The 17,352-nt window shown below is 39.9% G+C and carries 12 protein-coding genes; 6 read left to right on the top strand and 6 right to left on the bottom strand.

From position 1 onward, the window contains the following. Positions 1 to 49: 49 nt before the first annotated feature. Entirely contained in the window at positions 50 to 1,579 is a 1,530-nt protein-coding gene (lysS, locus tag E0D95_RS01295; RefSeq protein ID WP_130802180.1) for a lysine--tRNA ligase, read from the bottom strand. A gap of 260 nt (positions 1,580 to 1,839) precedes the next feature. On the opposite strand from lysS, the gene E0D95_RS01300 reads away from it, so the two are divergent. After that, on the top strand, positions 1,840 to 2,343 hold the full coding sequence (locus E0D95_RS01300; protein ID WP_130802181.1) for a YqiA/YcfP family alpha/beta fold hydrolase: 504 nt from the start codon (positions 1,840 to 1,842) through the stop codon (positions 2,341 to 2,343). Between the two features lie 95 nt (positions 2,344 to 2,438). Here the strand turns inward: E0D95_RS01300 and E0D95_RS01305 are convergent, their stop codons facing one another. Next, a complete protein-coding gene (locus tag E0D95_RS01305; protein WP_130802182.1) occupies positions 2,439 to 2,975 on the bottom strand; it encodes an adenine phosphoribosyltransferase in 537 nt (178 codons plus the stop codon). A gap of 392 nt (positions 2,976 to 3,367) precedes the next feature. Here E0D95_RS01305 and rubA point away from each other — a divergent pair, with 392 nt between their 5' ends. From rubA to oxyR, 4 genes are all read left to right on the top strand, one after another. Beyond that, positions 3,368 to 3,532: a rubredoxin RubA gene (gene rubA / locus E0D95_RS01310; RefSeq protein WP_130802183.1), complete on the top strand. Its 165-nt coding sequence runs from the start codon at positions 3,368 to 3,370 to the stop codon at positions 3,530 to 3,532. A gap of 84 nt (positions 3,533 to 3,616) precedes the next feature. Then, positions 3,617 to 4,798 carry a rubredoxin reductase RubB gene (gene rubB / locus E0D95_RS01315; RefSeq protein ID WP_130802184.1) on the top strand — a complete coding sequence of 394 codons (1,182 nt, stop codon included), beginning with the start codon at positions 3,617 to 3,619 and terminating at the stop codon, positions 4,796 to 4,798. 59 nt (positions 4,799 to 4,857) lie between these two features. Beyond that, positions 4,858 to 5,802 carry an esterase EstB gene (gene estB / locus E0D95_RS01320; protein WP_130802185.1) on the top strand — a complete coding sequence of 315 codons (945 nt, stop codon included), beginning with the start codon at positions 4,858 to 4,860 and terminating at the stop codon, positions 5,800 to 5,802. Positions 5,803 to 5,808: 6 nt separating this feature from the next. Next, on the top strand, positions 5,809 to 6,714 hold the full coding sequence (oxyR, locus tag E0D95_RS01325; RefSeq protein WP_130802186.1) for a LysR family transcriptional regulator OxyR: 906 nt from the start codon (positions 5,809 to 5,811) through the stop codon (positions 6,712 to 6,714). 92 nt (positions 6,715 to 6,806) lie between these two features. On the opposite strand, the gene E0D95_RS01330 is transcribed toward oxyR, so the two are convergent. The 3 genes from E0D95_RS01330 to E0D95_RS01340 all read right to left on the bottom strand — a co-directional run bounded on the left by E0D95_RS01330 (position 6,807) and on the right by E0D95_RS01340 (position 15,613). Beyond that, on the bottom strand, positions 6,807 to 7,952 hold the full coding sequence (locus tag E0D95_RS01330) for a tetratricopeptide repeat-containing glycosyltransferase (RefSeq protein ID WP_130802187.1): 1,146 nt from the start codon (positions 7,950 to 7,952) through the stop codon (positions 6,807 to 6,809). A gap of 100 nt (positions 7,953 to 8,052) precedes the next feature. After that, entirely contained in the window at positions 8,053 to 13,617 is a 5,565-nt protein-coding gene (locus E0D95_RS01335; protein WP_165443225.1) for an Ig-like domain-containing protein, read from the bottom strand. A 496-nt stretch (positions 13,618 to 14,113) separates the two neighbouring features. Continuing rightward, positions 14,114 to 15,613: a cation:proton antiporter gene (locus E0D95_RS01340; protein ID WP_130802189.1), complete on the bottom strand. Its 1,500-nt coding sequence runs from the start codon at positions 15,611 to 15,613 to the stop codon at positions 14,114 to 14,116. A 238-nt stretch (positions 15,614 to 15,851) separates the two neighbouring features. Here E0D95_RS01340 and E0D95_RS01345 point away from each other — a divergent pair, with 238 nt between their 5' ends. Beyond that, entirely contained in the window at positions 15,852 to 16,415 is a 564-nt protein-coding gene (locus E0D95_RS01345; protein ID WP_228258817.1) for a hypothetical protein, read from the top strand. Positions 16,416 to 16,439: 24 nt separating this feature from the next. Here E0D95_RS01345 and ypfJ read toward each other — a convergent pair whose 3' ends face one another. Continuing rightward, positions 16,440 to 17,339, bottom strand: coding sequence for a KPN_02809 family neutral zinc metallopeptidase (gene ypfJ / locus E0D95_RS01350; RefSeq protein ID WP_130802190.1), 900 nt, complete (start codon positions 17,337 to 17,339; stop codon positions 16,440 to 16,442). Positions 17,340 to 17,352: the final 13 nt, after the last annotated feature.

Consider the following 17,352-nt stretch of genomic DNA (forward strand, 5'->3'; position numbering starts at 1 on the left):
AAAAAATAGCTTCCTGATGGAAGCTATTTTTTTTAAATGACACTTTTACTTATATATCTTTGCGACGCATATGCGGGAATAAAATCACATCACGAATACTTGGTGCATCTGCAAATAACATCACCAAACGGTCAATGCCGATACCTTCGCCTGCGGTTGGTGGCAAACCGTATTCCAATGCTTCGACAAAGTCAGCGTCATAATGCATTGCTTCATCATCACCCGCATCTTTTTCTGCCACTTGCGCCTGAAAACGTTCAGCTTGATCGATCGGGTCATTTAACTCTGAGAAACCATTCGCCAATTCACGACCACCAATGAAAAATTCAAAACGATCGGTAATGTGTGGATTGTCATCGTTACGACGCGCCAAAGGTGAAGTTTCAGCAGGATATTCAGTAATAAAGGTTGGCTGACGTAACTTGGTTTCCACAGTTTCTTCAAACACGATGGTTTGTAACTTGCCTAAGCCAAAGCCCGGTTTCACCTGTTCTTTTAACACGTCTTGAGTAAATTTCGCCAAAAATTCACGATCATTGACGTTTTCAGGCGTAAATTCTGGGTTATGTTCCAAAATCGCATCGAACATCGAAATCTTTTTAAATGGCCCTTTAAAGCTAAACACTTCGCCTTGATACGGCACATCTGTACTGCCCAGAATATCCAGTGCCAATTTTTCCAGCATATTTTCAGTCAATTGCATCAGGTCTTTGTAATCAGCATAGGCCTGATAAAATTCGATCATGGTAAATTCAGGGTTATGGCGCGTCGATACCCCTTCATTACGGAAGTTACGGTTAATCTCAAACACACGCTCGAAACCACCCACGACCAGACGTTTTAAATAAAGCTCTGGCGCGATACGCAAAAATAACGGCATATCCAAGGCATTATGATGCGTTTCAAATGGACGTGCTGAAGCGCCACCCGGAATGATATGCATCATCGGTGTTTCAACTTCCATAAAGCGTTCATTGTTTAAAAATGTACGAATACCCGCAACCACTTTGGTACGGATTTCAAAAGTTTTACGCGTTTCTTCGTTGACGATCAAATCCAGATAACGCTTACGATATTTGGCTTCGGTATCGGTTAAACCATGAAATTTGTCAGGTAATGGACGTAAAGATTTGGTCAGTAGCTCAAAACCTTCAAGATGAACGTATAGATCGCCTTTGCCTGAACGACCAATATAACCTTCCGCTGCAATAATATCGCCAAGGTCCAAGCTTTTAATGGTTTCTAAAGTTTCTGCAGGCAAGCCTTTACGATCGACATAAAGCTGGATACGACCTGTCATGTCCTGAATCACCATGAATGATCCACGATTGAGCATGACACGACCTGCAACTTTCACATAAACGTGTTCAGCCGCTTCGATCTGGGCTTTATCTTGATCTTGAAATTGTTGTTGTAAATCAGCCGCATAATGTTCGCGCTTAAAGGTATTCGGCCATGGGCTTTGACCACTTTGCTTGGCATTGTCCTGAATTTGTTTTAACTTGGCATGACGCTGTGCAATTAAATCGTTTTCGGAAATAGTGGGTTCAGAAGTCGATTGAGCGTTTTGTTGCGTCATCTCTGCCTCGATTAAGTAAAAAAATGAAGTCGTATAGTCTAGCAGATGTCATCTGATTTTCGTACGCTTTCTTCTGTTGTATCAATGAAAATTAGGTCAATCCTGTTTTTTTAAATGCTTAAATCAGCCATCTTAGACCAAAATCTAAGATTCAATTTGCATGCTTCACAGTAAGATATTTAAACATTGACGTGCTTTTAATATGAATAGCTGTGGACATGGAATGACCAGTTTATTCGCAATACTGGTTTAAATAAAAAATGTTGCAAAATCAATTGAAAATATTATTTTTGCATGGCTTGGACTCTTCTCGTGATTCCACCAAGTTTCATGCCATTGAGAGTACAAATAAATTTTGTATAGATGTCGATTATCGCAATTTAAACTATGAAACCGTTGCGAATTTTTATCAGAATATTATTCAAAGTATTCGACCGAACATCCTGATTGGACATAGTTTGGGCGGATATTGGGCACTGAAACTCTCTAGTCAGTACCAATTGGCTACGATTGTGGCAAACCCTAGTTTAAACCCTCATTTTCGTGATGATTACCCGCCTATTTTGCCTGAAGATTTAGATCATGATATTCCAAGACTGGCTTATCTTGAATTAGGTGACGAGGTCATTAATATGCGTGAAGTTCAATCGCAACTGGAAAACTACATGCTAATCGATGCAGTTGAGGGCGGACATCATCGTTTAGAAAAACCTGAAAAGATTAATCATCTGATTCAACATATACAGCAACAGTATTTTAAATAAATGGAGTGTTTCGCAAAAAAGAGAATGAAAAAACTTTGCTCGATTTATCTGTCATTCTGTTTTTCTTTGCCATTCTCATTTTCTTTATAAATGATTTATGAAAGATCATGTTCAGGTTTATTATCCAGAACATGCCAAACTGGCAATCCCAAGTCTGCATGTAAATCGGGTAAATCCAATAAAATCACCGCACCCAGTACCAGATGACCGCATTTTTGACTCAACTGATGTACTGCCTTTAGAGTTCCTCCCGTGGCCAGAACATCGTCCACCAAAATCACGTTTTCAGCTTCAATTTGAGCAGACATCTCCAACTGATCTGCACCATATTCCAAACTATAACTGACACATTCAACAGGTGGCGGCAACTTACCTGCTTTACGTACCAGTAATAAACCCTTTTGTAAGCGTTGTGCCAATAATGTCGCTAAAACAAATCCTCGCGCTTCAACCGCCACAAAGCTTTGGACTTGTTGCAACTCTGATTGTGGGATAGCCGCAATTAATGCATCGGTGAGTAAGTCCAGCTCTTTGACAAATAAAGGCGTTAAATCATAAAAACAAATGCCTTTTTTGGGAAAATCAGGCACAGTCCGAATATGCGACCATAAAGTCTGACGAAGTGAAGTCATAGCAATAACAGTCAATTGTGATTTATAGAGTTATTCTACGCTGTGATTAGGGTGAAGACCAGTAAAGGAACAAAAAGTACAAAGTTGTGGATGAATGCATTTTTTATCTTAAAATCTTATGGTTTAACTTATTGTAAAAAAACATGATTATCAATTTTTTTAAAAATTAAAATTGGCATGATTGCCCAAATAACCCCACTTTTGTCCTAAGCTGCCATTCCGCTTTTGGTTTGAATGATTAAACTCCTTTAATTGCTTTACTTAGATGTTGATCTGCGCAAAAATCATAAGCTGTATAAATGTAGTGTGCATTTATCACGATCGTCTATATGAAAGAATGGATTAGTTTTACGACAGGCAGCTGAAGCGAACTTATCGGGTTGGAGAATCAAATGAAAAAATATCAATGCATCGTATGTGGATGGATTTATGACGAGTCAGAAGGCTGGCCACAAGACGGCATTGCAGCGGGGACAAAATGGGAAGATATTCCAGATGACTGGACTTGCCCAGACTGCGGCGTTTCAAAAGCTGATTTTGAAATGATCGAAGTTTAATGTGATCAATGAAGACCATGTTCAATTCATGGTCTTTTTTACTTATAAATACCTCAATAATTTACTGTGAATGGAGAATACGCAATGCATCCTATCGTCATCATCGGATCAGGCATGGCAGGTTATACGTTGGCTCGCGAGTTTAGAAAATTAAACCCAGACCATGAACTTCTGATGATTTGTGCTGACGATGCAGTAAATTATGCCAAACCAACACTGTCCAATGCGCTTGTCGGCAATAAAGCACCTGAACAAATTCCGTTAGGCGATGCTGAGAAAATGTCAACTCAGTTGAATATGCGCATTCAGACCTTGACGTGGGTTAAAGAAATTCATGCGGATCGTCATGAATTAGTGACCGAAAAAGATGGACAACAACAGATTCAGCCTTATTCAAAATTAATATTGGCAGTGGGCGCAAATCCGATTCGTCTTGCTATATCAGGCGATGGCAGTGATGACATCCATGTGGTCAATTCATTGATAGATTATCGTGCATTTCGTGAAAATCTGGCACAGTGTAATGACAAACGCGTGGTGATTTTAGGTGCTGGACTGATTGGCTGTGAATTTGCCAATGATCTGCAAAATACAGGTCATGATGTTACCGTGATTGATCTTTCACCACGTCCTTTAGGTCGTTTACTTCCTACGCATATTGCAGAAGCGTTCCAACAAAATCTTGAAGAAAGTGGTATCCAGTTCGTGCTTTCAACCACTGTCGAAAAAGTCACAAAAATAAATGACGGACAGGACTATGCCGTTACGCTAGCCAATGGTCAAACTTTAGTGGCAGATATTGTACTTTCAGCAATTGGGTTACAACCTAATATTAGCCTTGCCAAACACGCTGATATTCATACCAGTCGTGGCATTATTACCAATGCTTTACTGGAAACCAATCAGGCTGATATTTTTGCCATTGGTGACTGTGCTGAAGTCAATGGAACATTGCTGCCTTATGTGATGCCAATCATGCAACAAGCACGTGCATTGGCGAAAACTCTGAGTGGTCAAACTACTCAGGTACATTATCCAGCCATGCCCGTTGCAGTTAAAACACCTGCTGCACCGTTAACTGTCCTTCCAGCACCAATTGATGTCGAAGTTAATTGGGAAACAGAAGAATTTGACGATGGTATGATAGCAAAGGCCTCAGATGGCGATGGAACTTTACGCGGTTTTGTATTACTCGGTCCAACAGCGGCGAAACAACGCTTAACCTTAACCAAATTAGTTCCTGACTTGATTCCTGCTCAGGTTTAAGGTTTAAATACACGAAAGCACTTATACTGATAAGTGCTTTTTGAGGAACATAAGTAAAAATGAATAGTGCCTTAGAATACAAAGTTTCACCTTATACCGCATTTATGCATGAAACCAAGGTTAAGCTCAGTAATGGACTGGAACTACATGTTGAAGTCGGGGGAAATCCTGAACACCCTACCATTTTACTGATTATGGGCTTAGGAGCTCAAATGCTGTTCTGGCCGGATTTTTTTTGCAAATCCCTGATTGATCAAGGCTTTCATGTGGTTCGTTTTGACAACCGTGATATTGGTCTTTCTTCTAAAATTCGTCATAAAGGCAAACGTTTAAATACCGTAAAACTCATGGGACGCTTTGCATTGGGATTAGGAAATCAAGGTGCGCCTTATACCCTATACGATATGGCTGAAGATGTTTCCATGCTTATTGATGAAATGCAGCTCGGAAAAGTTTATGTCCTTGGTGCTTCTATGGGCGGGATGATTGCCCAGATTGTGGCGGCAAAATATCCTGAAAAGGTTGAAAAGCTGGGTTTATTATTTACCAGTAACAATCAGGCACTCTTGCCTCCCCCATTTCCAAAGCAACTCTTTAGTCTAATTGGCAAACCCAAATCTAACGATGAAGATGGTATTATTAACCATAGCCTAAAACTGTATGGCATTATTGGTTCTCCAGGTTATGTGAATCAAATGGAAGCCATGCAAACTGCGCGTAAGTTGTATCAGCGCAATTATCATCCTGCGGGGGTATTACAACAGTTTTTGGCGATTTTGTGCACGGGTTCATTATTGCAGATTGATCGGCAAATTGCTCAATCTACGCTGGTGGTACATGGTTCGCGAGACCGACTATTGCCCCCAAGTCATGGTAAAGCCGTTGCTAAGGCAATTTCGAATGCCCGGTTTGAATTAATTCAAGGAATGGGGCATGATATTCCTGCACACTTTATTCCTCAACTTAGCGGTTTATTTGCAAACCACTTTAGAACATCACATTAGGACACTATGGCCGCATTACCATCTTTGAGACAGCTGTCATACTTAGTAACGCTGTCAGAAACGTTGCACTTTACTGAAGCAGCACGTCGTTCATTCGTTACCCAATCCACATTATCGGGTGGAATTATGGAACTTGAGCGACTACTGGGTGGTGTATTGGTCGAACGTGACCGCCAAAATGTGCGTTTAACACCCTTAGGCGAACAAGTGGTTGCTCGTGCTCGCGTGTTGCTGGCAGATGCTCAGGATTTAATGCGTTTAAGCCGTGAAATGAGTGAACCGCTCACAGGTGACCTTCATCTGGGGATTATTCCAACCATTGCACCTTTTATATTGACGCCGCTTTTAGAAGAAGTACATAAACAACTGCCTAAAATTCAGTTACATCTACATGAAGCTCAAAGTGAAAGAATTGTAGAGCGGCTTGAACATGGCAATCTGGATATGGTGGTTTTAGCACTGCCTTTTGATACTCGCGGCTTAAAAGTTTCCGAAATTGCTAAAGAAGATTTATATCTCGTCTGTAATAAACATGATAAACATTCGATAAATGCTCAATCTTTAGATGATCTGGATTTATCTCGTCTCATGCTTTTGGAAGAAGGTCATTGTCTACGTGATCATACGCTCAGTGCCTGCCCAATTGGCGAACGTAAAAATGATAATCGCTTAAAGGCGAGTTCATTACCTACCCTTGTCGAAATGGTGTCTTCCAATTTAGGTTTTACGCTATTACCAGCAATCGCAATCGAAACGCATATGTTAAAAGGCAATGATGCATTGGTGATCAAACCACTTCAGGATGCACCAAGCCGTACACTGGCATTAATCACACGTAAAAGTACTCCACTACAAAGTGAGTTTGATGTGATTTTAGATATTTTAAAGAAAATTACCGCGAACTTGAATTGATTCAAATTTTTCGTATTTATAAGAGAAAACAGGAATAATTTTATTCCTTTTTCCTTATAAATTATTCTGACTTGAACTCAAACTTCTATTTTTCAACAATAAAGTTTCAAATTCCCCATGATTCTTTCATGCTGATTTTGTGGATATTTTCGTTGTTCAACAAGCTTATGAATCGCGAGTTTTCCTTTTTCGCGATAAGCTTTACAATATGTCGCAGAGACTGATAATTCATCCAGTGCTCTCCAATCATAGACACTTGCATCAACAAATAACCGGTCTTCTGGTCGTTCAATATTGACTGCTTGGTCGGCATAATAGCAAGCAAGATCATAACTTTTTAGACTTCGATAATAACGAGCCAATTCATATAAAGGTTCTGCTCTTTGTTGTCGAGCAATCCAACTTTGTAAATATTCTGTATAAACAATATCGTGCGCAAGGCCTAAACGCTCTGCCATTTGGGCGGCACGAAATTGAGCCATCCAGCGTTCTTCTTCCCACCCACCCTTGTTCGAACGTTCTAAATAGAAGTTACGACTTTTATCAAGAATTTTAGCATCCCTATAACTTTGAGCTAAGTAAAAAATATAACGTAAATTATCTGGTTCATCCTTTAAACCTTGTTCAAGTAAAGTGATATCTTTCAAATAAGTATCTGGTGTTTTGGCTCTCGCACCATCATGACGAACAAAAATAGTTAATCCCTCCAAAGTATGCCAATTATGTTTTTGGGGAGAATCTAAATATTCATGTAAAACGCCTTTCCATTGCCATGAAAGTTTAGTCGAAACCAAAGCGTTACGCCGATAACTTAAATTTCCATAATTTACTTTAAAGTAATATGCAGTTTCATTTAAGTCGGGCAGTTTAAAATTTTCGTCTACTAGTAATGTTTCATCAGCATCAATGAATAATAAATAATCTGAACGTTGATTGTCCCATGTCGTGGCGAGTTGTAATGCTTCTGTGCGATTAAAACCAAAATTTTTCCATGACCTTTCAAATAATTGGCCTGGAATATCACTTAAGAAGTTATTAATAATGTCTTGAGTTCCATCAGTCGAGCCAGTATCTACAATAACCCAAGAATCAATCCAAGGTTTTACAGACTGCAAACATCTTAAAATTACATGGGCTTCATTTTTTACAATCATATTTAATCGTATATGTACTTTTTTTTTCGGATTACTCTGTAAATTTGATGAGTTATTTTCACTTCCGTAATTTAATTGCTTCATCGAACTATCCTTAAATTAACTGTTATATTTTAAATTAAACGATCTTCATCTTGTTTTTGCAAAAAAATCGCCTGTTTAAACAGGCGATTTTCTTAGAACTTTAAAGAATGATTTGTCCGTTATTTAATAACTCATCCAGTGTTGTATCGACATTTTTCAAAGTTAGCAACTCAGCAAACTGATAGGTTGAATTTGAATCACCATCCCGGTCTATACTGATGATTGAGTTAACACCATCTGACTCAACTTTAATAAAACTGGACAAGGATGTAGACGAACCATCTCCGTTATAACCAACAAGCAATCCACCTATTTCAATTTTATCGGCATCTACATTTATACCAACTTGACCTAGAGTAAAGTCACTCCATAAATCATGACCATTGCCCGCAGTATCAGAGAGATCATTTAATACTTTAAAGATTAAAGTATCTGAGCCTTTAAGACCTGCAAACACCTCATCGCCCAAACCGCTAATAAATGTATTCGCTCCTGACAAATCTGGCAGTTGTAATTGACCTCCTAATTCATCAACAATTGGTTTAACCACGTCATCTAATAGACCATTAAGTAGTCCACCAAGTCCTTGAACAAGGTTTTCAAGGCTTACATTTTCTGGAAGCTGTTCTGTACTAGCCGTATAAAGTTTCTGAACCAGTTCCGTTAGAATACCAAGTTGACCGCCATCAACAACTGTCAAACCATTAATGGCAGAAAGTAAATCGCCAGTCACTCCATCATTACGAATGATGTTATCAACTAATGTACTTACAGGTTTCAGTGAACCGTCACCAGCAAGGTCCGTTACAATATCAGAAACTACATCCAATAAACCAAGGGTACTTTCACCACCATTTGTAGGAGCCGGATCTACTAAAATGCCATCGCCGTTTACCAAGCCCACAACAGCATTTACTATTGGGTTAAGCAGATTATTCACGAGACCCGAAACCAAAGGAATATCATTGAGTCCCAACACTTTGGTTAATTCAGTTAAAAGTGAATCATTGGTTATCAATGATTTAACTGTATCATCCAGCACACCAATCTGATGTGCAACACCATTTTGAATCGCATCTTCGCCACTTAATAAATTATCGACAGCTGTAGCCAGTCCGTTTACTAATCCTGTAACACTAGGCAATAAATTACCTAGTCCAAGAAGACTTAATGGTCCACTCAAAGCATTAATCAATGGATTTAAAGTAATCGTTAAACCTGTAACGGTTCCACTTAATAATCCATCATTAACAAGATTATCTAAGTCGGTCAAACTAATATTAGTACCCAATGCGCCGTTTAACAGGTCACTCAGTTGTTGAGCTCCTTCTTCAACTGGATTTAAAATCTGCTCAAGTACATTTTGACCAGTTAAACCTGTTAATAAACTCTCTAATTGTTGATTCGCATCATCCAGCACAGCTGTATCTGCTGTACCCAAGAAGCCAATGAGAGTATTTAATCCATTGATTAAAGGACCTAGATTTTCAGTACCCGCACCACCAGCATTTTGTGCAGCAGTTAGACCAGCAACCAACTCAGTCAATGCACCGAGTAAAGGTTGATCTGTTTCAGTCAATGCTTCAACAATGCCCGTTATACCTGAAAGCGTTCCTGTATCAGGATCAACCAGATTATTTACTAAAGTCGATACAGGCTCAATCATGGTGCTATCGGACAAATTCGCGATAACATTTTGTACGACAGTAATTAGACCGTCTGGCCCATTACCATCTGTAAAATCACTGATATTACCTGCAATATCTTTGGCCTGAAGTGTAAACTCTAAATCAGTATATTTACCTTCTGTTAAGCTAACCGCGAAATTACCATTTGCGTCAGTTACACCTGTAGCAATAGCACTGTCGTTCACAAAAACCGTAACTTTAGTGCCAGCAGTTTCACCATCTACATGACCATATAAAGTTGAACCATCAGGACTGAAACTAATAATTTCAGGCTCTTTTGGTGCTGTTTTATCAATGACAATAGCTTCAAGACTGGTGGTAGCTCCAGCATTACCAGCACTATCAATCTGACGAACTTGAACAGCACCATTCGTGTAAGTCCCTTCTGCCAAAGCAAAACTACTACCGCTTGTCACTGTTTTCCATGTGACACCAGCGTCGGTACTGTATTGAAGTTTTGCACCAGCGTCCAAACCCGTCACATTGATTGTACCATCCGAACTAATACGATCAGTTGAAACAACAGTATCATTAGCCAGAGCCGCACTTGTTAAAGCACCTGGATGAGTTTGATCAATCGTCACCGCTTGAAGCGCAGTCGAAATATTAACCTGTGTTTCACCTGTACTTGAAACACGTGCCAAGACTGTACCTTGAGCATATGTATCTGGTGCTAACTCAAAGCTACTGCCTGTACCAGTCGTCCAGGTATTACCCCCGTCTATACTGTACTCCCAAACTTGACCCTCTTTTAAACCTTTAACTAGAACAGTTCCATCAGAGGTGATTCCGTCTGTTTTACTAATACCAGTATCATGTTCAAGTTGTAGCGTTAGTACATTTGGAATAAATTGGTCAATATTCGAGCCTAAATCTCCCACGATTGGTTTTACAACGCTATCCAAGAGGCCATTAAGAATGCCGCCAAGCCCTAATACTAAATCCTCAAGATTTGTTCCATCAGGGAGCTCTGCATTATAAAGTTCTTTAACCAGTTCAGTTAGGACGCCCAAAGCGCCACCATCTTCTGCGGTTAATGCATTCAGTGAAGCCAGGATATCGCCAACTGGTCCGTTATTACTGATCAAGTTATCAAGTAGGTCGCTAATTGGTGCAAGTGTTGTATCCGATCCTGTTAAGTCTCTCACAATGTCCGCAACAATATTGACTAAACCAATAGTACTGTTTCCATCACCATCTTCTGGTGCAGGTGGTAATAGAATGCTACCACCATCATTGATCAATCCAAGAACTTCATCAATAATTGGCTTCAATACATCATTGGTTAATGGCCCTAATAATTCAGTTGCGATTCCTCCTAACCCAAGCTTCCCTAATAACTGTGTAACTAAATCTGTCGTATTATCTAATAAACCATCTACAGTCTTATCAAGCTCACCCGTCACATGACCTAAACCATTTTCTATAACTTCCGTGCCAGTTAATACGTCTTTAAGTGTTTCAAATAAAGCATCGGTAAGTTTTGTTGAATCTAGGCCTAAACCACCTAGTAAACCAGTAAGTAAGTCACCTACACCAGTAAGGATCTGATCTACAAGCGAAGTAAGCTGTGTTTGATCTAGTAGTTCACTCAAATCGACTACTTCAATATTACTGCCCAAAGCACCTTGTAGTAATTCACCTACTGTTTGATCGACACCTTCTACCGTCGTTTCTAAAATTCCATTGACTGTATCTGCAGCATTTTCAGCATTTAATAAATCGTTGACAGCATTCTGGACTTTATCCAAATCTGACTCATTACCACTACCAAGGAATGCAATAATTGAATTTAGAGCATCAATTAATTTACCTAGATTTTCAGGTTCATTTGTACTTGCACCAGTTAAATTATCGACTAATTCAGTCAAAGCACCAGTAATTGGTTTATCTGTACTCGTTAATTCAGCAAGGATATTTGTGACACCTGCTAAAGTTCCAGTACTCGGATTAATCAAGTTATTCAATAAAACTGAAACAGGCTGAATGGCAGTCTCATCAGATAAATTATTAACTAAACTTTGAGCTACTGTAACTAAATCTGTGCCGCCAGTTTCTCCAGTGCCACCAGTTCCACCTGTTTCTCCGGTTCCACCTGTTTCTCCAGTGCCACCAGTTCCACCAGTTTCGCCTGTACCACCGGTTTCTCCAGTTCCGCCAGTTTCTCCGGTTCCACCTGTTTCGCCTGTGCCACCTGTTTCTCCGGTTTCGCCTGTACCGCCAGTTTCGCCTGTGCCACCTGTACCACCGGTTTCTCCGGTTCCACCAGTTTCTCCTGTACCACCGGTTTCTCCAGTTTCTCCGGTTCCACCAGTTCCGCCTGTACCACCGGTTTCTCCAGTTCCGCCAGTTTCTCCGGTTCCACCTGTTTCGCCTGTGCCACCTGTTTCTCCGGTTCCACCTGTTTCGCCTGTACCACCGGTTTCTCCAGTTCCGCCAGTTTCTCCGGTTCCACCTGTTTCGCCTGTGCCACCTGTTTCTCCGGTTCCACCTGTTTCGCCTGTACCGCCAGTTTCGCCTGTGCCACCTGTTTCGCCTGTGCCACCTGTACCACCTGTTTCGCCTGTGCCACCTGTTTCTCCGGTTCCGCCTGTACCACCGGTTTCTCCAGTTTCTCCGGTTCCACCAGTTTCGCCTGTACCGCCAGTTTCGCCTGTGCCACCTGTACCACCTGTTTCGCCTGTGCCACCTGTTTCTCCGGTTCCGCCTGTACCACCGGTTTCTCCAGTTTCTCCGGTTCCACCAGTTTCTCCACCATATATTGGTGCAATTGCTGTAGATGGATCAGAGGTGTTATTGGCTGCATCTGTCGCTGTAACCGTAACCGTTTCGCCATTGGTTTGGGCTGGTTCTATACCAACTGTAAAGTTACCGTTCATATCTGTTTTACCTGTGCCGATCACATTACCTGATGCATCCTTGATGCGAATACTAGAGTTCGGTTCCGCTTTACCACTTACGCTAGTGCCATCCCCAGATACGGCTACTTCTGTTGGCGCTGCTGGAGCTGTCGTATCAGGTGCAATTGCTGTAGATGGATCAGAGGTGTTATTGGCTGCATCTGTCGCTGTAACCGTAACCGTTTCGCCATTGGTTTGGGCTGGTTCTATACCAACTGTAAAGTTACCATTCTCATCTGTCTGACCTGTGCCGATCACATTACCTGATGCATCCTTGATGCGAATACTAGAGTTCGGTTCCGCTTTACCACTTACGCTGGTGCCATCCCCAGATACGGCTACTTCTGTTGGCGCTGCTGGAGCTGTCGTATCAGGTGCGGTTTCTCCGGTTCCACCTGTTTCGCCTGTACCACCTGTTTCGCCTGTACCACCTGTTTCGCCTGTGCCACCTGTTTCGCCTGTACCACCTGTTTCGCCTGTGCCACCTGTTTCGCCTGTACCACCTGTTTCGCCTGTACCACCTGTGCCACCAGTTTCTCCGGTTTCTCCAGTTCCACCTGTTTCTCCGGTTCCACCAGTTTCACCTGTGCCACCTGTTTCTCCAGTTCCGCCTGTAGCACCAGTGCTTCCACCACCAGATGAACCACCGCCACCGCCTCCAGCTGCCGCAGCTATTGCCCCTACAGCAGCAACACCGCCAACCCATGCCCAAGGACTAATGGCAGCTGATTCTTCGCCATACAATAACGGTTCAACTTTCGTCAATGGTTCATAAATAATAGGGTCAATAGCATTGCCTTGAGCGTCAACGAATTGCGCCCACATTAACTTATTTGGTCCATCTTCAAATACAAGACTATTATTAGTTGCGGTTTGAGTACTAAAAAAGTCCTCGATAATGATTTTTTCGCCATTTTTTAATTCTATAACCGCATTAGTTCCATCTCTTAATATGGATTTAACCTCAGTAGATGGTATCTTTACTAATACCACTGAAGCCTCTGTTAGTTTTGCTGTATTTACAGTTGTTGTTAAAACTGCATGGCTTTCTTTTGCAATAGTTTGAATCTCTGTCATATTTCCATCCTCTTGAAACATTTTTTCAAATAGTTTTCACGGCCTTAAAGACTTATACTTATTATGGAATTGTTGATCCACTTCACATTATTATTACCATTAAACACACATATTCTTTAAAAATAAATAATAAAAATATCAGTTTATAATTAAAGTGATAACTACGTCACAAAAAAATATACACTTGTATAATTTAACTATTTGATTAGTAAATAAATAACATTTTAAAAATTTTTAAAATAAATCTAGTAATAAAATATTTTACAAAAACGATTATTAATTTAACCTTCAATTTAATCCAATAAAAAATTAGAAAAACTAAAAAAAAACCCATAATTACCACATGGGATTTAAGCTCAATATTTTAAGATTATTCAAAAATCTTAGACCATATTATTTGTATTGTGCATTTTAAATACATATTATATGCTACAAATAGAAATAATTAAAAAACTTATTATTTAAACTAATAAGTCTATATTCTAAATTTTAATTTTTAAAAATTATTTGGATTTTCAAGGCGTTTTACTTCTTCTATTTTGCCCGGATTATGTACAGAGGCAATGCCATCATCCGCTTTTTTATCAACAATTGCTTCAGGGTTATAAACTGTAATTGTTTCAGTACCATAAGCATCTTCACCTACAATATATTTGAACCCTCTTCGATTCATTTTATTGCATAAACGCTGATACCAGCCTTTAAATCCTTGTGTCGCTTCATTAGGATTGTAATAAAATGCATTCATTACAGCAGGTAAACCTAAGCCACATACAACACCAGAAAGTAAAACACTTATAAAAGTATATCCAATTAAAATACTACTATATTCACGTAATTCTGGAACATTTGCTACCGCCAGTATAAGGGCAAGTGAAATTCCACCTCTTACGCCACCCCACGATAATATCGTCAGACTACCGTTATAGCTTTTACTTCTAAAAGATGGGAAAAAAGCAAATGATAAGAAGTTCGCTGCAAAACGTGAAATGTGTAGAATAATAAAGGCAACTATTCCACCTAAAATCATACTTGCATTTAAATCCAATATAAATAATTCCAACCCAATTAATGTGAAAAGGAAAGAATTTATAATACCTTCAACTGTATGCCAAAAGTGGTTTACTTCGCGTATTTCTTTATTCTCTAGTATTTCTTTCCATTTATTTCCAACAATTAATCCCCCAATTACACAAGCAATCGGTGCAGATGCATGGGCAAATAATGCGACGAGATAAGAACCACATGCCAATAAAGCAGTGATTAAAATGAGAGACTCCATTTCATGTTTTCCACGTAATAAACGTAGAATTCCGACACCAAATGCCCAACCAATAAGTGCTGCAACGACGATTTCATAAATAAAATCTTCAAAGGTATGTAAGAGTGAGAAATGTTCCCCCTGTAATACATTGAGTAAAGTCATAAATACTGCGATACACATGGCATCATTAAATAAGGATTCACCTTCAAGTTTTACAATGAGGTGATGCGGTGCACGCACCGAACTCAGGACTCCTTTAACGCCAATCGGATCGGTTGCTCCTAATGCTGCGCCTAATAGAAGTAACACCAGTATCGGGACTGGATTACCTACCAGAAATTGAAAGCCGTATAACAATCCCGCAAATAAAATCGCGCATAACACCAAGGCAATCGTGGCTAAAATCCCAATAGGTTTCCAATAATTTTTTAAATCAGAAATTTTAAACTTGAGTGCAGACGAGGTCAGAATAAAACAAATCACACCATTAATTAAGAAATCGTAAAAGTCGATACCACGTACTGCTTCTTCAATATTGTGGATATTTACAGTCACAAATTGATTACCTTGCAGTAGATTTGCTCCCCATTGCAAGATAAACACCAATACTGCGGAAACAATTGGCACTCCAATAGCTTGTGGAAAATCCAGAATGCGTTTATTGAACATGGTGGTGACAATTGACAATGCAAACACAACCGTCAGTGCCTGCAACAAAAAATAATTACCCATATAAGTCCTTCGCTTATTAGAGCAATAACCGAAACCGTTTCAATTATTTCTAATAAAAATGCAAATCAAAAAATCATTTCAAAGTAACGATAATTTTAACGAAAAGTTCAGTGTGTTCTGTGAAATAATTAACTTTTTTAACATAAAACTTTTTGACCCGATCTGCCATTGTCTATAACCAATACAGCTAGTCGAAAACTATCTATTCACTTTTCAATTTCTGATGAGCTTTTGCTAGATGACCATGCATCAAACCGTTAAGAAAATCTTTCGTTTCAGTGTTGCACTTTGTATTTTTGTCATTACAGCAGCTTTAGTCATGACCTGTCTTGTAAAAACACAGGAGATACTGCATGCCGATCGTGATTATCAAGATCGAAAAGTGCTTGATTATCAGACTGATCATGATCGGCAATATATTTTAGTTTCAAATAACCAAAAACCAGATCAAGCTGCGCTGGTTGTGTTAAAAGATCATGGTTATGTCGCAAAAGTCGCTTGTGTTCATTATCAAAAAACCATTTGTATAGATGATTACAATTTATTCAGTACGCGCTATATTCAGCAAGTTAGCCTTCAGGCGATTGGAAGTCATCTGTATTTTAGAACTATTCAATGGAATGATATTAAAACCAGTCAACTCACTTCATTATCGTGGTCAGAACAAGATATTCAGCAGTTTTATCAAAACGATATCACCAATTTAAAGTACATTTTAGGTGCTCTGATTTTGTTTTCAATGATTGGCATTTATGTCTGCTATCGACTGATTCGCAATTTTAAACAGTTTTTGGAACGCTAGGTGGAGGGCTAAACGCCCTCTATTTTAAATGTTTGAGTTAAATGTGTCACACTGGTTCACGTCACCTGATTTTAACCCCACTTGAAACCAGTGCATACGTTGCTGACTCGTACCATGCGTAAAGCTGTCTGGTACAACCTGACCTGTGGCTCGTTTCTGCAAATAATCATCACCAATTTTTTGTGCTGCATCCATCGCTTCTTCAATATCACCCTGTTCTAAAAACTTTGTTCTTTGCTCATTATGATTTGCCCAAATCCCGGCAAAACAATCAGCTTGTAATTCGACACGGACAGATAATTGATTCGCCTGTGCACGATTAACACCAGCTTGAGCCTGTTGAACCTGTGAAGAAATCCCCAACAGATTTTGCACATGATGTCCAACTTCGTGTGCAATCACATAAGCTTGGGCAAAATCACCCGCCTGATCCTGACGAGATAATTCAGTCTGATTTTGCTCACCAGAGATACCCATTTGTTGACGCATATCTTTGAAGAAGGCTGTATCTATATACACTTTCTGATCGGCTGGGCAATAAAATGGTCCCATAGAGGATTCTGCGGTACCACATCCTGAAGGAACCGCGCCAGAGAACATGACCAGTTTAGGTGTCTTATAGCTTCCACCTAATTGTTGAAAAATCGGTGACCAGGTGTCTTCGGTATCAGCCAGTACTGTCCCGACAAATTCAGATGCCTCTTGCTGCTCTGCGGTGAGTTGTTGAGGGGCTTGATCGTTTACTTGCTGCTGTTGAGTGACACTTTTAGTGGCCTGATATGCCATTTGTGGATCAACGCCAAAGAACTTCCAAGCAACGAATGCCACGATTAAACCTAAAATGCTAATACCACCCGCTTTGGCAGCTCCGCCTCCACGACGATCTTCTACATTGGTACTCACTCGACGACCTTTCCAGCGCATGGTTCACCTCTTT

The organism is Acinetobacter ihumii (assembly GCF_900625095.1).
GTDB lineage: Bacteria > Pseudomonadota > Gammaproteobacteria > Pseudomonadales > Moraxellaceae > Acinetobacter > Acinetobacter ihumii.